This is a genomic window from Psychroflexus sp. ALD_RP9 (assembly GCF_017311165.1).
GTDB lineage: Bacteria > Bacteroidota > Bacteroidia > Flavobacteriales > Flavobacteriaceae > Psychroflexus.
In genome coordinates, this window is record NZ_CP062973.1 from 63,922 (window position 1) to 80,846 (window position 16,925).

Annotated in this window: 20 protein-coding genes; 15 read left to right on the top strand and 5 right to left on the bottom strand. The window is 31.7% G+C overall.

Annotated elements, in window-relative coordinates; all coding sequences use genetic code 11:
• Window positions 1-74 precede the first annotated feature (74 nt).
• The 3 genes from lpdA (at window position 75) to IMZ30_RS00325 (ending at window position 3,137) form a co-directional block, all read left to right on the top strand.
• Window positions 75-1,475: a dihydrolipoyl dehydrogenase gene (gene lpdA / locus IMZ30_RS00315; protein ID WP_207038583.1), complete on the top strand. Its 1,401-nt coding sequence runs from the start codon at window positions 75-77 to the stop codon at window positions 1,473-1,475.
• Between the two features lie 112 nt (window positions 1,476-1,587).
• A complete protein-coding gene (locus tag IMZ30_RS00320; protein WP_207038584.1) occupies window positions 1,588-2,472 on the top strand; it encodes a sterol desaturase family protein in 885 nt (294 codons plus the stop codon).
• Window positions 2,473-2,645: 173 nt separating this feature from the next.
• The gene (locus tag IMZ30_RS00325; RefSeq protein ID WP_207038585.1) at window positions 2,646-3,137 is read left to right on the top strand and encodes a DUF4199 domain-containing protein; all 492 of its coding nucleotides are present in this window, start codon (window positions 2,646-2,648) and stop codon (window positions 3,135-3,137) included.
• Here IMZ30_RS00325 and IMZ30_RS00330 read toward each other — a convergent pair.
• From IMZ30_RS00330 to IMZ30_RS00340, 3 genes are read right to left on the bottom strand one after another with little or no spacing between them, the layout of a single operon-like run.
• Entirely contained in the window at window positions 3,134-4,414 is a 1,281-nt protein-coding gene (locus IMZ30_RS00330) for a hypothetical protein (protein WP_207038586.1), read from the bottom strand. The two genes, IMZ30_RS00325 and IMZ30_RS00330, sit on opposite strands and share 4 nt — an antisense overlap.
• A complete protein-coding gene (locus IMZ30_RS00335) occupies window positions 4,386-4,949 on the bottom strand; it encodes a hypothetical protein (protein WP_207038587.1) in 564 nt (187 codons plus the stop codon). The genes IMZ30_RS00330 and IMZ30_RS00335 overlap by 29 nt, the downstream gene beginning before the upstream one ends.
• Window positions 4,933-5,481 carry an RNA polymerase sigma factor gene (locus IMZ30_RS00340; RefSeq protein WP_207038588.1) on the bottom strand — a complete coding sequence of 183 codons (549 nt, stop codon included), beginning with the start codon at window positions 5,479-5,481 and terminating at the stop codon, window positions 4,933-4,935. The genes IMZ30_RS00335 and IMZ30_RS00340 overlap by 17 nt, the downstream gene beginning before the upstream one ends.
• A gap of 119 nt (window positions 5,482-5,600) precedes the next feature.
• Between IMZ30_RS00340 and IMZ30_RS00345 the strand changes: the two genes are divergently transcribed.
• The 4 genes from IMZ30_RS00345 to IMZ30_RS00360 all read left to right on the top strand — a co-directional run bounded on the left by IMZ30_RS00345 (window position 5,601) and on the right by IMZ30_RS00360 (window position 9,172).
• Entirely contained in the window at window positions 5,601-6,308 is a 708-nt protein-coding gene (locus tag IMZ30_RS00345; protein ID WP_207038589.1) for a pirin family protein, read from the top strand.
• On the top strand, window positions 6,309-7,793 hold the full coding sequence (locus tag IMZ30_RS00350; RefSeq protein WP_207038590.1) for a cryptochrome/deoxyribodipyrimidine photo-lyase family protein: 1,485 nt from the start codon (window positions 6,309-6,311) through the stop codon (window positions 7,791-7,793).
• 83 nt (window positions 7,794-7,876) lie between these two features.
• Entirely contained in the window at window positions 7,877-8,515 is a 639-nt protein-coding gene (locus IMZ30_RS00355) for an SDR family oxidoreductase (protein WP_207038591.1), read from the top strand.
• A gap of 57 nt (window positions 8,516-8,572) precedes the next feature.
• The gene (locus tag IMZ30_RS00360; RefSeq protein ID WP_207038592.1) at window positions 8,573-9,172 is read left to right on the top strand and encodes a class I SAM-dependent methyltransferase; all 600 of its coding nucleotides are present in this window, start codon (window positions 8,573-8,575) and stop codon (window positions 9,170-9,172) included.
• Window positions 9,173-9,211: 39 nt separating this feature from the next.
• On the opposite strand, the gene IMZ30_RS00365 is transcribed toward IMZ30_RS00360, so the two are convergent.
• Window positions 9,212-10,150: a LysR family transcriptional regulator gene (locus IMZ30_RS00365; protein ID WP_207038593.1), complete on the bottom strand. Its 939-nt coding sequence runs from the start codon at window positions 10,148-10,150 to the stop codon at window positions 9,212-9,214.
• Between the two features lie 160 nt (window positions 10,151-10,310).
• Here IMZ30_RS00365 and IMZ30_RS00370 point away from each other — a divergent pair, with 160 nt between their 5' ends.
• The 4 genes from IMZ30_RS00370 to IMZ30_RS00385 are packed head-to-tail and all read left to right on the top strand — an operon-like array spanning window position 10,311 to window position 12,794.
• The gene (locus IMZ30_RS00370) at window positions 10,311-10,742 is read left to right on the top strand and encodes a hypothetical protein (protein ID WP_207038594.1); all 432 of its coding nucleotides are present in this window, start codon (window positions 10,311-10,313) and stop codon (window positions 10,740-10,742) included.
• Window positions 10,739-11,704, top strand: a complete 966-nt coding sequence (locus IMZ30_RS00375; RefSeq protein ID WP_207038595.1) for a sodium-dependent bicarbonate transport family permease — start codon at window positions 10,739-10,741, stop codon at window positions 11,702-11,704. The genes IMZ30_RS00370 and IMZ30_RS00375 overlap by 4 nt, the downstream gene beginning before the upstream one ends.
• A gap of 30 nt (window positions 11,705-11,734) precedes the next feature.
• On the top strand, window positions 11,735-12,364 hold the full coding sequence (gene trhA, locus IMZ30_RS00380) for a PAQR family membrane homeostasis protein TrhA (protein ID WP_207038596.1): 630 nt from the start codon (window positions 11,735-11,737) through the stop codon (window positions 12,362-12,364).
• A gap of 1 nt (window position 12,365) precedes the next feature.
• On the top strand, window positions 12,366-12,794 hold the full coding sequence (locus IMZ30_RS00385; RefSeq protein WP_207038597.1) for a copper resistance protein NlpE: 429 nt from the start codon (window positions 12,366-12,368) through the stop codon (window positions 12,792-12,794).
• On the opposite strand, the gene IMZ30_RS00390 is transcribed toward IMZ30_RS00385, so the two are convergent.
• Window positions 12,791-13,384, bottom strand: a complete 594-nt coding sequence (locus IMZ30_RS00390; protein WP_207038598.1) for a pseudouridine synthase — start codon at window positions 13,382-13,384, stop codon at window positions 12,791-12,793. The two genes, IMZ30_RS00385 and IMZ30_RS00390, sit on opposite strands and share 4 nt — an antisense overlap.
• Before the next feature lie 37 nt (window positions 13,385-13,421).
• Between IMZ30_RS00390 and IMZ30_RS00395 the strand changes: the two genes are divergently transcribed.
• The 4 genes from IMZ30_RS00395 (at window position 13,422) to IMZ30_RS00410 (ending at window position 16,904) form a co-directional block, all read left to right on the top strand.
• The gene (locus tag IMZ30_RS00395) at window positions 13,422-14,051 is read left to right on the top strand and encodes a Crp/Fnr family transcriptional regulator (RefSeq protein WP_207038599.1); all 630 of its coding nucleotides are present in this window, start codon (window positions 13,422-13,424) and stop codon (window positions 14,049-14,051) included.
• Window positions 14,052-14,145: 94 nt separating this feature from the next.
• Window positions 14,146-14,442, top strand: a complete 297-nt coding sequence (locus IMZ30_RS00400; protein ID WP_242529670.1) for a rhodanese-like domain-containing protein — start codon at window positions 14,146-14,148, stop codon at window positions 14,440-14,442.
• 32 nt (window positions 14,443-14,474) lie between these two features.
• A complete protein-coding gene (locus IMZ30_RS00405; protein WP_207038601.1) occupies window positions 14,475-15,818 on the top strand; it encodes an MBL fold metallo-hydrolase in 1,344 nt (447 codons plus the stop codon).
• A 54-nt stretch (window positions 15,819-15,872) separates the two neighbouring features.
• Window positions 15,873-16,904, top strand: a complete 1,032-nt coding sequence (locus tag IMZ30_RS00410; RefSeq protein WP_207038602.1) for a TlpA family protein disulfide reductase — start codon at window positions 15,873-15,875, stop codon at window positions 16,902-16,904.
• Window positions 16,905-16,925: the final 21 nt, after the last annotated feature.

The following is a 16,925-nucleotide window of genomic DNA, read 5'->3' on the forward strand; positions in this document are numbered from 1 at the left end:
AAAGCGGTTTTATTGGTGGTTAAATTTTATATCAGTAATTTTGTTAACAATCAATTTTCAAACAAAAATTATATATGGATTCTTACGATGTTGCCGTGATTGGCTCTGGACCTGGCGGATATGTTGCAGCGATTAGATGTGCTCAATTAGGCATGAAAACAGCAATTATAGAAAAATATGCTACCAAAGGTGGAACATGTTTAAATGTAGGTTGTATTCCTTCAAAAGCTTTGTTAGATTCTTCTCACCATTTTGAAGATGCTACAAAGCACTTTGAAGATCATGGTATAGACATTTCTGGCGATGTAAAAGTGAATCTAAAAAACATGATGAAACGAAAAAGTCAAGTGGTTGAGCAAACCACAAAAGGAATTGACTTTTTAATGGATAAAAACAATATTACTTCTTATCAAGGTGTTGGTGCTTTTAAAGACAAAACTCACATCACTATCGAAGGAGAAAAATCTATCGAAATTGAAGCAAAGCATACCATCATTGCCACTGGTAGTAAACCAGCTTCTCTCCCATTCATAAACATCGATAAAGAACGTATTATCACCTCTACTGAAGCCTTATCACTAAAAGAAATCCCAAAACACATGGTTGTTATTGGTGGTGGTGTTATTGGTCTTGAGTTAGGCCAAGTCTATAAACGTCTCGGAGCTGAAGTTACAGTTGTTGAATACATGGACCGAATTATTCCTGGTATGGATAAAGCTCAAAGTAAAGAATTAATGAAAGTGATGAAAAAGCAAAAAGTAAAATTTGCACTTTCTCACAAAGTTAAATCAGTAGAGCGTAACGGAAACGAAGTCACTATAAAAGCAGACGATAAAAAAGGTAAAGAAGTAGAATTTAAAGCTGACTACTGCTTGGTTTCAGTCGGGCGTAAAGCTTATACCGATGGTCTTGGCTTAGAAAATATTGGAGTTGAAACTAATGACAAAGGCCAAGTAAAAGTTGATGCTCACCGAAAAACTTCTGTAGATAATATCTATGCTGTTGGAGATGTTGTTGACGGTATTATGTTAGCCCACAAAGCCGAAGAAGAAGGCGCTATGGTCGCTGAAATTCTAGCTGGTCAAAAGCCACATATTGACTATAATTTAATTCCAAATGTAGTTTATACTTGGCCAGAAGTTGCCTCAGTAGGTCAAACTGAAGAACAACTAAAAGAAGATAAAATAGAATATAAATCTGGACAATTCCCAATGAGAGCACTTGGTCGTTCTCGTGCAAGTGGTGATATTGACGGTTTTGTAAAAATCCTTTCAGATAAGTCTACTGATGAAGTACTTGGTGTACATATGGTTGGTGCACGTGTTGCCGATTTAATTGCTGAAGCAGTTACAGCGATGGAATTTAGAGCTAGTGCTGAAGACATAGCTCGTATGAGTCATGCTCATCCAACTTACGCAGAAGCTGTTAAAGAAGCAGCCTTAGCCGCAACTGATGATCGTGCTCTACATGTGTAACATCTGCTAAAAGTTTAATAAAAAGCCATTTCAAATTATGAAATGGCTTTTTTTGTGGGTCACAGTTTAGGTATTACGTCGAATATATGCTAAGTTTGCGAAAAAGCCTTTAATGCAAAAAGAAACGCTTAGCTTAGAAGAAATATCAAACTACGATTTTACGACTATTATTTGGTTTGCAGCGCCAGTTATGTTTATACTGGTTGCTTTAGAAGCTTACTTTAGTTATAAACAAAACAAGCACCTTTACCATACAAAAGACTTTTTTGCGTCATTATCCATTGGAATTGGCAATCTTCTTCTAAACGGTGTATTAAAGTTAGGTGTTTTTGCTTTTTTCTTATTCTTTTATAATTGGACTCCTTTAAAAATTCCACATACTTGGTGGTCTTATATACTATGCTTTTTCGCTCTTGATTTTTTCAGATATTGGTCTCACCGTTTAGCACATGAACAACGCTTCTGGTGGTCAACTCACGTCGTACATCATAACTCTGAATATTATAACTTATCAACATCATTTAGATTATCTTGGACTCAAAATTTAAAGATTATTTTCTTTTTACCTGTTATATTAATGGGTTTTCATCCATTTGTATTTTTGGTCGTCCATCAAATTGAAGTTTTATATCAATTTTGGATTCATACTGAATACATCGGTAAGTTACCAAGACCAATAGAGTATATTTTTACAACACCATCACATCATCGTGTACATCATTCTAAAAATGAAAAATACCTTGATAAGAATTATGGCTCTACTTTAATTATCTGGGATAGAATTTTTGGAACATTTCAGGAGATGGAAGAAAAGCCAGTTTATGGCATCACTAAACCTATAAAAACCTTTAACCCTATTAAACTAGTTTTTCATGAATGGCAAGCTTATTTTAAGGATATGCTCAAGGCCAAATCACTAAAAGAAGTTTGGCAAATTAATTTTGGAAGCCCAGTTGATTATCACAAAGAAGAATTAGAGAAATCTGCTAAGCAATAAGTTAAATTAAATAAACAAACGCTTAGGTCGATTAAGTCTTGGTGTTAACTGAGGGTAATAATTGTTACTCACAAAATCAATTATTAAATTAAATTTAGTTGATAATAATTTAAGTAATTATATTTACTAGTTTTAACCGAAATAATCAATTATTAACTCAATTACATCTTCAAATGAAAAAATATTCAATTGAATTAAAGTGGGCATTTATTTTTATTTTAATGAGCTTAGGTTGGATGTTACTAGAAAAACTAACTGGTTTACATGATGAAAATATAGACCAACACGCCACTTATACTAATTTAATTGCCATACCTGCTATTTTAATCTATTACTTTGCAATTAAAGAAAAACGTGATTGTTTTTACAATGGTCAAATTAGCTTTAAACAAGGGCTTATAAGTGGAATAATTATCAGTGTAATTGTGACTTTAATTACACCTCTTAGCCTTTATATTTCAACTAATTTTATATCGCCGGAGTATTTTAAAAATGCTATTGAATATTCTGTAGAAAACAAATTAATGTCTCGTAATGAAGCATCAGCTTATTTCAACTATAATAATTATTTGATTTTCAGTTTATCTAGTGCTCCTATTATGGGTATTTTAACTTCACTAATCGTTAGCCTTTTAATGAAAAGAAAAAAAGCTAAGCACGATTAATTTAAATTTAATGTACTGTAATTAGCTTTTATATTCAATGCTTTAGTTGTCGAGAAACGCTCTGTATTTTGGTATACCGTTGTGTCAAACACTTTATTAACTTTAAAATCGAGTTCAGTTTTCAAGTTAAACTGAGATGACTTTGAATTGACATAAAAATTATAGTCTACATCTGGTAAATTCAAGTTTGCTTCAGAGTTTTTTAGGCTGATATCAATCAGTTTAAAATGCTCGCTAATAGAATTAACCACTAAATTACCAAAAGAACCTTCAATTATAGCTTCATTTGATATTTCATCAATTGATACATCTGAAGTTTTTGAGTTTAATATTAATCGCTCGACTTCACCTAGCTGATTCTTTTTTGAGTATAACAAACTTAAGTTTAAAGATTCTATTTTATCGATATTCACTTGAGAATGTCTTGCTGTAATTAGGTTATTATTTCCGCTTAATTTAGATAATTGCAAGCTTGAGTAGTTCAAGCTTGCATTAATATTATTTATGTCTGCTACCTTAAGTTGACTTCGTTTAAGGTTTACATTTAGCTGCGTATTTTTCGGAATTTTTATTAAGATTTTAGTTTTAACCTTATGATTTTTTCCAAGACGAATAGCTTTTCTTCTTGCTTGTCTTAAAGTTGGCTTTAATTCTTGTTTAATTTTATACGTTAGTATCCTAATAGAATCCTCTTTTCCACTTTCTCTCCAACCTTTGACAAAGCCTTCTTGCCAATCTTTCATTTGTTTTTTATAATCTGAATTATTGAAAAAAGCTTTTATACTATCTTGAAATTTTTTTAAATAGGCCTTTCCTTCCGAATTGAACTGCTGCATATCAAAATTAAAATCAATCTCATTTAGTGATGGTGGTAGCGGTGGTAGTGGCGGCTTAGGTGGTGTTGGTGGGCCTTTAATATCTTCAGTTAAGATTTTAATTCTTTTGGCATTTTCAGCATTTTTTCTAAAAAAATCAGAGGCAAGGATACCTGATTTAATTTCAACCTTTTTTGAATTCCCTAAAGCTTCAAAATTAAAATGATCTAGTATCTTCTGATTCACTTCATCATTTTCTAAGTTAGCAGTGACTTGAGCCTCAACATCTACTCGGTCTTTATTCCAAGTCTCAATTGTGATTTCAGCATTATTAATGTTTAAAAACACTTCAGGACTATCATTTACCTTAAAGCTCTCTTTAAAATGTTTTGTTTTTTGGGCTAAAGCCGTTATGCTTATTAAAAAACATAAACTAAATTTGATAACTGGCATTGTTTTCATTCTTTTCTTGGTTTAAATTATTTAACTTGAGTTTTAAATCTTGAAGCAACTCTAATCTAAGTTGAAGGTTATCAATCATCGCATTAATTATATCTTCTGATACGCCAAATTCGTTTAAATCATGTTCTAAATTTTTATAAGCTCTATTTATAACTGCTAGTTCTTCAATATAGCTATTGACCAAATCTTCATACTCGGGCGAAGTGTCTATAGTTGCTAGCTCTAAATTAATTGATGTTGTATAATAATTTTCTATCGTTTTCAGCTCTGGTGACAGGTCGCCTAAACGCATTCGAGTTATTGACTCTGTTTTTTCAATTGAAGTTGATGTTTCAGAAAAGCTAAATTGGTTAAGTACTAAAATTGTACTTAAAACAGCTATAACAAATACCGCAACCATTTTATAAATTACAGAATCATTCATTGAAGTTTTGTTTTTAAATTCAGCTTTTAAACGCTGCTTAAACTTTTTCTCATGGCCATCGCTCATCTTATGTGACTCATTAAAGTTGAAGTCTTTACGCAAATCTTTCATTGTTCAACTGTTTTAATTGGTTTTGTAAATGTTTTTTTCCGCGATATAATAGTATGCGTGAATTGTTGGCTTTGATATTTAATATTTCACTTATTTCTTCATGATCATAACCTTCAATTAAGTATAACTTCAAAATAATAGCATATTTTTCAGGCACTGCTTCTAAAGCATTTGTAACTTGCTTGACTGTTATATGGTTTTCGACCTGCCAAGCATCTTCAAATCCTGTGTCAATGACTTTTAAGTTAGTTTCGTGAAGTTCGTCGGTAAACTTCAATTTTCTGCAATAATCAATCGATTGGTTAATGACAATTCTTTTTAACCAAGCGCCAAAACTTACTTCACCTGTAAATGATGATAAATGTTTAAACGCTTTTATAAAAGCTTCTTGCGTTACATCTTCGGCGATGTCTCTTTGTTTAATGTAGCGCATTGCAACGTTTAACATCGCATCACAATATAAATTGTAAAGCTTCAGTTGTGCTTTAGGCTTTTGCTTGATACAGTCTTTAATTAACTTGTTTTTAAACACGCCGACGATTAAATTAAAATTGCTTCAACTTAAATACGTTACAAATTCTTTAGTGTTACAAACTTTAAGTCGATTTTATAAATTATTAAAAACATATAAAATAAATTTACTTTAAAAAAATGAAATCCACCTATCATAATGCCCACAATCGCGGAAAAACTAATTTAGGCTGGCTTGATTCAAAACACAGTTTTAGCTTCGGGCAATTTTTTAATCCGCAATTAACTAATTTTGGACTTCTACGTGTTCTAAATGATGATGTCGTTGCCCCAAATATGGGATTTGGCAAACACCCGCATCAAGACATTGAAATCATTTCTATTCCACTCGATGGAAGTTTGCGCCACAGAGATAACATGGGAAACGAAACTATTATTAAAGAAGGAGAAATTCAAGTCATGACAGCTGGTACCGGCATTGAACATAGTGAGTTTAATAACAGTAAAACTGAAACCGTAAACTTTTTACAATTGTGGATTTTTCCTAACCAAAAAAACCTAAAACCAAGATATGACCAACAAAAGATTTCAAATAGAATTAAAAACGATTGGCAACAAATTTTATCACCTTATCCAGATGACTCAGGCGTTTGGATTCACCAGAAAGCTTGGATAAATTTAGGTGAATTTACAGAGGCTACTTCAATTAATTACAACTGCCATGTTGAAGCTAATGGTGTTTATTTTTTTATAATTGAAGGTGAAGCTGAAATTGCAACACAACAACTTGGTAAACGTGATGCAATTGGTATTTGGGCTTTTGAAAACCTGCAAGTTAAAACCCAATCTCATACTAAAATTTTAGCCATTGAAGTCCCTATGCAATAAATGAAGCCAGAAATTAACATTCATTGGTTTAAACGTGACTTGCGCTTGCAAGATAATGAGGCTTTATACAAGGCAGTTTCAGCAAAAAAACCTACTTTATGTTTATATTGCTTTGAAGACTTCATAATACAAGATCAGCATTATAGTGAGCGACATTTTAATTTTATAAAACAATCTTTAAAAGAACTCAACACTTTACTCGATAATTATCAAACACGTGTGTTGGTTGTTAACGGACAAATAATTGAACTACTAGAAAAAATTCGTCAACATTATAAAATTACAGCAGTTTATTCACACATAGAAACTGGCTTAAACTGTACATTTCAAAGAGATCAAAAGGTTCTTCAATATTTAAAAAATAACAATATCATATGGAAGGAATATCAAAATAACGGTGTCAAGCGTGGTCGAAAAAATCGGATAAATTGGCGTGAAGATTGGGAAGAATACATGAATATGCCACTTGTAAAATTTAAGGCACATCCACGCCAATTTTTATCTCATACTGCTATCGGAAAATTGGGCTTAAGAGAAGCAAACCTTAATATAAAAACTTCTAAATATTTTCAACCTGGCGGAAGAAGCTATGCTAAAAAATATGAAGATTCTTTTTTTAATGAACGTATTTTAAAATATAGCTCGCATATCAGTAAACCAGATTTAGCAAGGATTTCATGTAGTCGCTTATCGCCTTATATTGCCTGGGGAAATGTTAGTGTCAGAGAAATAGCACAAAGGTTGGCAAATATTAGATTAAATCAACCTAAATTAAAAGGAAAATCGATTAAGCGTCAACTTAATGCGGTAGCATCACGCCTAAGTTGGCAAAGCCATTTCATCCAAAAATTTGAGCAAGAATGCCGAATGGAATTTGAACCTATCAATAAGGCTTACGTTGATATATTTAAAGTTAATCAAAACTACATCAAGGCATGGAAATCTGGAGAAACCGGTTATCCCTTGGTCGATGCAAGTATGCGGTGCGTAAAAGAAACTGGCTACATAAATTTTAGAATGAGAGCTATTTTAGCCTCTTTTTTTTGTCATCATTTATTTCAAGGGTTTTGGCATGGTAGTGCATTTTTAGCACAGCAGTTTTTAGACTTTGAACCTGGAATTCATTACCCACAATTTAATATGCAAGCTGGAGTTACAGGAATTAATACCATACGTGTGTATAATCCAGTTTTAAATGCTCAAAAACATGATCCTGAAGCTAAATTTATAAAACATTGGCTACCTGAATTAAAAAAATTACCGCCTGTATTTGCGCATGAACCCTGGAAAATGACGCCACTTGATCAAAGTTTTGCTAATTTTACAATTGGCAAAGATTATCCTAACCCCATAATTGACATAAACAAAACGAGACAACATGCATTAGACAAACTGTATGGTTTACGTAAAAGACAATTTTCTCAAAAAGAAAGTCAACGCATTTTACAAACACATACTTTACCTAATCGTAAACCTGAAAATTAGTTTTAACAAGCCTTAAGACTTTTTAAATTAGTATTAAATAAATTTCAATATAAATTAATTAGATTGCCAAAAAAATATATACTATGGATGACGTTCTCGTGATTGGTGCTAATGGAAAAACAGGTCGACTAATTTGCAAAATTTTAGAGCAATCTGACCATTATAAGCCTTATGCAATGCTTAGACACGAAAGTCAAGTAAATTATTTTAAAAATAATAACATAAAAACAGTTATAGGTGATTTAGAAGAAGATTTTAGTCATGCCTTTAAGCACACAGATAAAGTAATTTTTGCAGCAGGATCTGGTGGAAATACCGGTGATGATAAAACAGAAGCTGTTGACAAAAACGGTGCTATTAAAGCGATTGATTATGCTGAAGCTGCACAGATCGACAAATTTGTGATGCTGAGTTCAATGGGGACTGAAAATCCATCTCAAATGAAATCTCTACAAACCTATCTAGAAGCCAAAAAAGCTGCAGATGAACATTTACAATCGTCTAAACTTGATTTTAGTATTGTTAGGCCTGGCAGTTTAACAGATAAAAATGCAAGCCATAAAATCAAGGCAAGCGAGCGCTTAGGAGAATTTGGTGAAATTTCTCGTGAAGATGTTTCCTTTTCTTTAGTTTACTGCTTAAACAAGAAACACGCTAGTAAAAAAACTTTCGAAATTATTAAAGGAGAAACACCCATAGAAGAAGCTATTAATGAATTTTAAAGTAACTTAAGTTACAACCTAGAAGTTGCTCTTATCTTTAATTTGAAGTAAAAAATCATGAAAGAATTTTGGGATGAACGTTTCAAACAAACTGAGTATATCTATGGTCAAGAACCTAACACATTTTTAAAATCACAATTAGTAAAATTTACTAAAGGAAAAATTTTATTTCCACTTGAAGGAGAAGGTAGAAATGCTTGTTTCGCAGCTTCTTTAGGTTTTATAGTTGATGCATTTGATTTCTCTGAAGCCGGAAAACATAAAGCTTTAGAACTAGCTACCAGAAAAAATCTTGCTATCAATTATTCTATCTCTAAAGCTGAAGATTATGATTTTGGAACTGAAATTTATGATTACATAGTGTTGATCTATGCGCATCTAAATCCATCTATTCGTCCTAAAATTCACCAAAAAATTGTCAATGCGCTAAAGCCTAATGGGCGTGTTATTATTGAAGCTTTTCATCCCAAGCAACTTAAAAATAATTATACTTCAGGCGGACCTAAATCTTTAGATATGCTTTACACCACAAAGCTTTTGAAAAACGATTTCTCAGACCTAAACATTTTATTAGCCGAAGAAATTGAAACTGAGCTAAATGAAGGCAATTATCACAAAGGGAAAGCATTTGTAAGCCGATTTATTGGTCAAAAGTAATTCTGATACTTTTTAAATTATTATAAAATTTATGGTAGCCTAGTTTTCTTCAATAAAAAAATCTTGATACCATAAAAAGTGCTGATCTATTAATTCTGCTTTAGAATCAGAAATGTATTTTACAAATGCTTCAGCAACAGGTGATAAACGTTTACTCTTTAACCAAACAAGATTCCATGTTGTTGTAATTGGTGTACCTTTCATAGGTATAATTTGCAAATCTTGGTCAGATAATTCTTTTCTAATACCTATAATTGGCATCATAGAAAATCCTAAACCTGCTATAACAGCTTGTTTTACGGCTTCATTTGAGGTTAATTCGAGGCGTTTAGTATTTTGTATTTCATTAGATTTCATATAAGCTTCCATGGCATGACGCGTAGCTGAGCCATGTTCTCTAAAAATAAATGGAAGTTTTTTTAAGGTCGATAAGTTATTAGTTTTGTTTTTAAAAACTTTATCACAGTTTCCTACCCAAAACAATCTATTGGGCATTAGCTCAATTTTATTAACGTTAAATGAACTTGGTATAGTAGACACCAATGCAAAATCTACATCATTTTGTTCTAAACTCTCTAAAACTTTTAGTTTATTAGTTACATCCATATTAAGTTCTACACCTTCATGTTTGTTTACAAAACCAGATAAAAAATAAGGCATTACATACTTTCCTGTAGAAACTATCGAAATATTAAGGTGACCAACTAATTGATCACGATAAGACATCGTTTTAAAGTTAATAGCATGTACCTGTTCTACAATTTTCTGGCTGGCTTCAGCTATTTCTCGACCAAATTCAGTAACGTAAACTTGTCTGCCTATAACTTCAATTAAAGGAATTTCAAATTGCTCTTGTAAATTTTTAAGTTGTATTGAAACTGCTGGCTGAGATAAATGCAAAGCTTCAGAAGCTTTTGTAATACTCTTCAATTCGGCTACTTTTAAAAAAACTTGTAGCTGATGCAAGGTGTAATTCATAATTATATATTATGCTTTTCATATAAAATATAAATGTAATTAAATAAATACTTTTACCCAACTTTGTTCGGATATAAATGTGACTTATTTAAAAGCAACACTCAAAAAGTTTATAAAAACAATAATAAATCTTTACTTTTGGTTTTTCCTAGCTTATCATATGAAGCAAAACACAAGAAAAGATAATCACAAAAAAGCGATCTTTATGACAGCCTTGGGTGGTGAATTTTGTTCTGATAAAAACAATATCAAAGGAATAAAAAACATTACCATTAAACAATTACTTAATCATATTACAGTTGTTACAAAACCTAGCTTCCGATTTATAAAAAATGTGCTAACTGCTAAAGAAAGTCATCAAACAAGGAATGAAAAAGTTTTAGTTAAACTTTTTTACAAAAATTATAACTTCATTAAAGATTTGTTGTCTTTTAAAGTCAAACCAAAACATATACCACTATGTAATGCCGAGTATTTTATTACACGATTACAGCACCAATTAAATAATCGAACTCAACTAAAGCACTCCATTAAATTCGGAGTGTTAAACCAGCAGTCAAAACTATTATTAGACTCTAAATTACAATCATGAATATAGATTTACTTTTAGAAAACCTAACTAATCCAGCTCTTCTATTTTTTTTCTTAGGCATTATAGCTTCACAAATTAAGAGTGATTTAAGTATTCCTGAGAATTCATCTAAGTTTATCTCTCTTTATTTAATGTTTTCTATTGGCTTTAAAGGTGGTCAAGAATTAGCTCATAGTCATTTAGGTCTTGAAGTTTTATGGATTTTACTTTTTGGAATTGCTATGGCTATGGTAGTTCCTATTTACACCTTTTTTATTATGAGGCCTAAGGTAGGCATCTTTAATGCTGGTGCAGTTGCTGCTGCTTATGGTTCAGTGAGTGCCGTTACTTTTGTCACTGCAGTTTCGTTTTTAGAACTACAAAACATAAATTTTGACGGTTACATGGTAGCTGTGATGGCTTCTATGGAAGCACCTTCAATTATCATGGGTGTTTTATTAATTGCACTTTTCCATAAATCATCTAAAACTGAAATCCCTTTTAGCTCCGTTTTGAAACATGCCATTACTAATGGTAGTGTTGTATTAATTATTGGTAGCTTACTTATCGGTTTTTTTGCGAGTGATGCACAAGCTGAAGGAATTAAACCATTTACAACTGATATTTTTAAAGGCTTCTTAGCTGTCTTTTTATTAGATATGGGAATAAATAGTGGTAAACATTTGAAAGGTTTCAAAAAAAATGGATGGTTTAGCTTTGGCTATGCAATTATTTGCCCACTAATTACTGGGTCTATTGTAGCCTATTTAAGTGGCATTGTAACTGATAGTGTAGGCAACAGACTATTATTTTCAATTTTGGCAGCAAGTGCTTCTTACATTGCCGTTCCTGCTGCCATGAGATTGGCTGTTCCAAAAGCGAATCCTGGCTTATATTTACCTATGGCTTTAGCCATAACATTTCCTTTTAACATTAGTATTGGTATGCCCATTTACTTATCGATTATTCAGCTGCTGCAATAACAAAAAAATGTAAATTTGCTCAAAAAGTGATTGGAACATTTACAAAACTACAAAGAAGAACGACTTAACGTTATAACTCACGCGATAGCTGCACTAGCAAGCTGTTTTGGATTGTTCATATTAACTAAAAATATTTCTGATGAATATGTTTATGCGAAGCCTGGTGCTTATGTTTATGGTTTTAGCCTAATTTTTTTATACCTAGCTTCAAGCACCTATCATTTTGTGCGTTCAAATAAACTCAAAAAAACATTTCGAGTTCTTGACCACATTAGTATTTATATATTAATAGCAGGAACTTACACGCCAATTTGTTTAACTGCTTTAAAAGAAAGCCAAGGTAGTTTACTTTTGGTATTAGTTTGGGCAATCACATTAATTGGTAGCATCTTAAAATTATTTTTTACGGGAAAGTTTGAAAAAATATCCCTTTTACTCTATTTAGTTATGGGTTGGTTAATACTTATTGACATTCAATATGTGTTATCAACATTTTCTAGAGAAGCTTTAGTATATTTGGTTGCTGGAGGAATAGCCTATAGCGTAGGTATTATTTTTTATACAAGATATAAGTTAAACTATCATCATGTTATTTGGCATATATTTGTAATACTTGGTAGCCTATTTCACTTTTTAATGATTTATCAAATACTTAAATAATATGAAAAAAATTATTTTATTCAGCCTTTTATTGGTGTTAACAGTAACCGCTTGTCAAACCGATTCAAAACCAAAAAATAAAAACCAAAACAAAGAAACTAAGGTAACTGAAGTTGAAAATGCTATAGAAGAAATTGATTGGCAAGGAACTTATAATGGTATTTTACCTTGTTCTGATTGTAAAGGTATTCGTCTCGAAATCGTCTTACAAAAAACTAACTATGTACTAAAAGGCTACTATAAAGGAAAAGATAATTCTGACTTCAGTCACGAAGGAAAAATTGAGTGGAAAAATGAATCTATAATTCACATTGAATATGATGATTTGAGTTATAATTTTCTTGTTACTAAAAAAGAATTGAAGGTTTTAGACGAAGCTGGTGAGGTTATCGACTACAATGGAAAATATGGTTTGAAGAAAACCTCTTAAAAAGATTTAATTTTTTTAACTTCAGCTTTTTCTAAATCATCAATAGTTATTTTACCAATTCTGTAACGTACAAGTCTAAGTGTTGGAAAACCCACCTTGGCTGTCATTTTTCTAACTTGGCGGTATTTACCTTCAGTAAGGCAAATGCTTATCCAGGATGTTGGTCCATGGCGTTCATCTCTAATCGATTTGTTTCGACGGGGTAATTTCGGTTCTGAAATTGCTTCAACTCGACATGGTTTGGTTTTGTAATTTTTTCCAAAAATGCTAATCTCAACACCAAAGCTTAATTCAGCCAAAGCCTTTTCAGTTATAATCCCATCAACTTGCACCCAATATTCTTTTTCAATTCCTAAACTAGTTACACGGTAACTTGCTTTACCATCGGTAGTTAAAAGCAAAAGTCCTTCAGAATCTTGATCTAACCGACCAACAGCCATAGTATTTGGAGCAAAATTACCTAACTCGCCTAATAATTTTTTTTTGCGTCTTTGATCTTGATTGTAAACAAACTGACTTAAATAACCGTCGGGTTTATATAGTTTATAATAAGCATGATTTATACTTACGCAGGTTGAATTTTGTTGCATTTAGTTGTATGTTTACGTGACAAAAATACCAAAAAAGATGCTAAAAGAATTAGAATTAAATTATGCCCATTTGTTTGAGCGAAAACTTTTAGAAGAAATTAGTGAAATTGCCATTATTAAAGAGGTTAAGGAAGGTGAAGAACTCATTAGGATTGGGCAATACTTAAAAAGTATGCCTCTTTTAGTTGAAGGCGTTATAAAAGTACTACGCGAAGATGACGAAGGCTTTGAGCTACTCCTCTACTACTTGGAACGTGGTGAAACTTGTGCCATGACATTAAGTTGCTGTACCACAAACCATCAAAGCAAAATTAGAGCTGAGGCTGAAACCGACTCAAAGCTAATCATGGTTCCAATTGAAAAAATGGACGAATGGCTGGTCACTTACAAGTCTTGGCGAAATTTTGTCTTTAATAGCTATCACGATCGTCTTAATGAAGTGCTTGAAACTGTTGATAATATTGCCTTTAAAAAGATGGATGAACGACTACTCTCCTACTTAAAAAGAAAAGCAATACACAATAACACAAATATAATTTCAAGTACACATCAAGATATTGCTTATGATTTACACACCTCTCGTGTGGTTGTTTCAAGGCTATTAAAACAACTTGAAAAACAAAACATTATAAAATTAAAACGTAACCATATTGAAATAATAGAATAGTTTTCAGCGTAACTATTGTTACGGATGCATTGTTTTTAATAAGCGACATTTGCATAAAACTATGACTATGTTTTCATTATTTAAAAGAAAAAAAATGGATGAAATAAAAATCTATAACAAAAAAGATTTTTCAGAAGCAATTTCAAACAAAAATGTACCATTAGTTGATGTTAGAACGGCTAATGAGTATAATGCAGGAAAAATTGCTCATGCCAAAAACATTGATGTCATGTCTCCTGACTTTGTCGATAAAATTAAAGAACTCGACAAAGATAAAACAACTTACATCTATTGCCGAAGCGGTAATAGAAGTCAAAAAGCTGCTAGAGTTATGGTCGATTTAGGTTTTAAAGAAGTCATCGACCTTGAAGGTGGCTACATGAATTGGTAATCAAAATTAAAATTAATAAAATCCTAATACCTATGTTTATAAAACAATTTGAAGACAAAGCACTTGCACACTATTCTTACGCTATAATTTCTGAAGATAAAATGGCTGTTGTAGATCCTGCTAGAGATCCAGAACCTTATTATAGTTTAGCTGAGGAACATAATGCAAAAATTGTTGCTGTTTTTGAAACGCATCCACATGCCGATTTTGTAAGTAGTCACTTACAAATACATCAAGAAACATCAGCAACAATCTATGCCAGCCAATTAGTTGGTGCTGATTATCCCCACAACAGTTTTGATGAAGGTGATCATTTCACAATGAATCAAGTCAATTTTAGAGCTATTCATACACCTGGCCATTCTCCAGATAGCATTACAATTATTGCTGCAGATGGTGAAGAACAAGCCATGTTCTCAGGAGATACATTATTTATCGGTGATGTTGGTAGACCAGATTTGCGCGAAAAAGCGGGAAACTTAAAAGCTAAACGCCAAGAACTTGCTGAAATGATGTATGAAACAGTTACCACAAAATTTAACGATTTAAGTGATGATGTACTTATTTATCCTGCACATGGTGCTGGAAGTTTATGTGGTAAAAATATGAGTGACGCTGCTAGTAGTACTCTAGGTAACGAACGTACTGGAAATTGGGCTTTTCAAGCCAAATCTAAAGAAGAATTTGTTGAGGAAATCTTAAAAGGCCAACCTTTTATACCACATTATTTTGGTCATGATGTTGAAATTAATAAAGCTGGTGCCAAAACCTTTAGATCTGCCATTTCAAATATTGATGTAAAACTCAATATTGAAAAATTTGATGCTGATGCTTTAGTGGTGGACACTAGAGATCAAGAAGCTTTTAGGGCTAACCATTTGCCAAACAGTATTAATATTATGGCAAGATCAGAAAGTGATAAAATAGAAACATGGTTAGGAGCTATCGTTAAGCCTAATGAAGAGTTTTATTTGGTAGTTGATCATTATAATTCTATCGAAGAGTTGAGTGCAAGAATTGCTAAAATAGGTTACGAAAGTCAAATTAAAGCAATCTTAACCTTAGGCAATACTCAGTTTGAAAAAGACACCCAACAACTAGACTATAGTAATTTCAAGAATAATCCAGACCAGTATACCATTATTGATATTAGAAATGAGAATGAGTTTACTGACCAAAAATTCTTTAATCAAGCCGAAAATCATCCACTTAATGAACTTCGTGAAACTACTAAAAACATAGATACATCAAAACCAATTGTTGTACATTGTGCAGGCGGTTACCGAAGCGCTGCAGGTAGTAGCATTGTAAAAAATAATTTAGAAAATGCTGAAGTATACGACTTAAGTGATAGAATTGAAGATTTTAAATCATAATTAACAATAAAACACTAAGTTTGAGGGTTAAAGTTTAGCTTTAACCCTTTTTTTATGAAAAATCATTTTTTATTAATTTTTTTGTTCCTATTATTCATCGCTTGTCAACAACAAGATAAAGCTTCTAAATTAAAGTTAACTGTAAACTTATCAGGTGATTATCCGAAAACACTAGGACTAAAATTTGATGATAAACTAATTAAACAAGACGTAAAAAACAGTCAGGCCATATTTGAAACTGCAATTGAATCAGGTAAATCTGCAGAACTTATATTAAATGACACAACTTCTTCAGTAAGGTTTTTTATTGAACCCAAATCACAAAGCCTTAATTTATTAGTTGATAAGATCAGTATAGGTAAATTAAATTATTTAGAAAGTAAGCTTCAATTAGTTGAAACAACTAAAGCAAAAAATATTTTAGAATCTTTTGAAGAATTTAAACTAAAGAAAATTTCTGAAAAAAGTTTTTTGGATCAATTTGAAAAATTCAAATCTAATTACCCTAATCATCAAGTGAACGGCTTTATTTTAAGTGAACTAGCCTATGATAATTTAATTAAGTTTGATAATCTTCAGTTGTTATTTGAGCAAACAGTACGAAAAGCGTTCACTAATAGTGATTTTGAACGTTTTGAAAATTATTATGTAAAACGAAAAAAATTTCAGATTGGTAATCCGTTTTACAACTTTAAACTCAAAAACTTAGAAAATAAGCTAATTTCAAAAAATGATTTTAAAGGTAAATTATTATTAATTGAGTTTTGGTCTACCTGGCAAGCTGAAAACGCTTTAATTCAGCAAGAAAGTTTGCTTAATAACTATCGTCAAAACAAAGCCAAAGGCTACGAGATTATTGCCATTTCGCTTAATACAAACAAATCTGAATGGCTTAAACATGTCTTAGGCAAACAAATGCCTTGGGTAAACTTAATTGCCGAACAAGGTTTTACAAGTAAAATTACAACTGAGCTCGGTATAACCAACTTACCCCAAAACTTTTTAGTAGACCAAAAAGGTAACATTGTTGCAAAAAATATCTCGATTAAAGAATTAGAGGTTTACCAGAATATTATTCTTAATTAAATGCTTAATTTTATAAAAAAT